Source organism: Halomonas nitroreducens, assembly GCF_003966155.1.
GTDB classification, from domain to species: Bacteria; Pseudomonadota; Gammaproteobacteria; order Pseudomonadales; family Halomonadaceae; genus Halomonas; species Halomonas nitroreducens.
On record NZ_RXNS01000043.1, the window covers coordinates 1 to 1752 of the forward strand.

Genomic DNA, 1752 nt, shown 5'->3' on the forward strand with positions numbered 1-1752 from the left:
CCTTGAAGATGTCCATGACCACGGCAGCCTTGCGCTTGGCGGTCCATCGCTTGATCGGGTTGTCGTCGCTCATCCTGTCCTCCTGATGGCTGCACTATAACCTGTGCAGCTCTGGAGGGGGTCACTTCAGCCTGGCACCTGCGCTGCGCGCACCGCACGCCGCGGTGGACTACGCAGTGGCCAGAATTAATAACCGTAAAAGCTTAATGACCCTATAAAAACTAGGGTTTTCGATGTAACAGCGCACGTCTACACTTGGCAATATTCCACAAGCGGCAGGAATCAGGGCATGAACGCAACTATAACCAGCTTATTAACTTTAATTCTAGGCTACATTATGGGCTCTTGGAAATTTAAGAGCGAACAAATGTGGGAAGCAAAAAACCAATACTACCAAGAAATAATTGAGCATTTCTCAGAAATATCAACATACTCTAGCAATCTATCAGCTCGCAGCATACCTGTTGGTGGCACTATAATAGACAGGCAAGACAAAGAAATGGCATCCACAATATTCTCAAACATAACAAGCATTAGAAAGAGAAGAAATATATACAGCATCTTTGTTTCAGCAAAATCTATAAAATCCATAGAAGAATATCTTGAAAAAGCACTCAGCCATCACTTCGATATGAGTGAAGAGCATGGAATGTGGTATGAAGGTGATTGGTTGGCAGAGATGGATTTTGAAACCAGAAACTGGAATGGACATCACGAACTCGCTGAAGATGCAATATATAAAATAACCCAAGAAGCCAAACACGACTTAAGCAACAACCCTTTTTTAAAAATAGCTTTAATGATAAAAAACTTGCTCAGAAGGATTAGAGAACTGACATCAACAACACAAAGAGAAGACCCATGAAAGAAATCATACTACTACTGTCCGGCATGGCGATCCCGTTTTCATTGAGCCTTGCGAGAGAGTGGCTCTTTGAAAGAAAGCTTCAAAACAAACTCCTGACAGAGTCAGTTAAAAATAACGCCGCAAGACTTGCAAAGGTCCAGGCAAGGCTTGACACATCATTCAAAACAGAAGCCATCCGCGGGCCGGATGAAAGTGGATTAACCAAGTCTAAAATTGGAGGAATAGAGGTAAACGACCATGAATTCGACAACTATAAATCAGAGTTCACCAAACTGCGCACAGAAGAAGAAACACTCACCAGACTCCACCTTGAACACAAAAGAAAAATCGATACCTTAATGAAGTACTTTGCCATTCAAAGAGAGAACCCTTTAACTAAGCACCACAGCGAAATGTATCAAAGATACATCAACAGATCAGGAACTATAAAAGAAATAAGTCCAGCACGAACAGTTATAACGCTACACCAAAAAGTAACAAGTAAATAAAACCACCTGACATGAATTGCCACGGATTTCCTACATCCCCGGCTCTCTCAAGCACCTAGTTTGATCAACAACGGGGAGGGTTCACCATGCCAGAGATCACACTGATGCCAGTCCCCATGGGGCGCTGGGTGATGATGTGTCCCTGTGGCGCCGTCGAGATCCGCGCGGAGGACGGCCGGAGCCTGTCAACATAGTTGGCACATGAAATGACTTCGGCTCTTTAAAATCCTGATGCCTGTGACATCGGGACCCGCTCGGGATTCAGGTGCACGATTTCCGGAGCCTGTCAACATAGTTGGCACATGAAATGACTTCGGCTCTTTAAAATCCTGATGCCTGTGACATCGGGACCCGCTCGGGATTCAGGTGCACGATTTCTGGCAAGCTGAGGTTTCG

Annotated in this window: 3 protein-coding genes; all 3 read left to right on the forward strand. The window is 44.9% G+C overall.

Going from position 1 to position 1752, the window contains the following annotated elements; genetic code table 11:
• The first annotated feature begins 111 nt into the window (after positions 1–111).
• Positions 112–207 (forward strand): DUF4113 domain-containing protein, encoded by a 96-nt coding sequence (locus EKG36_RS21140; RefSeq protein ID WP_425459616.1) that lies wholly within the window; start codon positions 112–114, stop codon positions 205–207.
• An 82-nt stretch (positions 208–289) separates the two neighbouring features.
• The gene (locus EKG36_RS20375) at positions 290–865 is read left to right on the forward strand and encodes a hypothetical protein (protein WP_126487109.1); all 576 of its coding nucleotides are present in this window, start codon (positions 290–292) and stop codon (positions 863–865) included.
• Positions 862–1356 carry a hypothetical protein gene (locus EKG36_RS20380; RefSeq protein ID WP_126487110.1) on the forward strand — a complete coding sequence of 165 codons (495 nt, stop codon included), beginning with the start codon at positions 862–864 and terminating at the stop codon, positions 1354–1356. Before EKG36_RS20375 ends, EKG36_RS20380 begins: the two co-directional genes overlap by 4 nt.
• The last annotated feature ends 396 nt before the right edge of the window (positions 1357–1752 follow it).

Coding starts and splice junctions, on each gene's coding strand:
- EKG36_RS20380 (WP_126487110.1), top strand. CDS start 862: ATGAAAGAAATCATACTACTACTGTCCGGCATGGCGATCCCGTTTTCA.
- EKG36_RS20375 (WP_126487109.1), top strand. CDS start 290: ATGAACGCAACTATAACCAGCTTATTAACTTTAATTCTAGGCTACATT.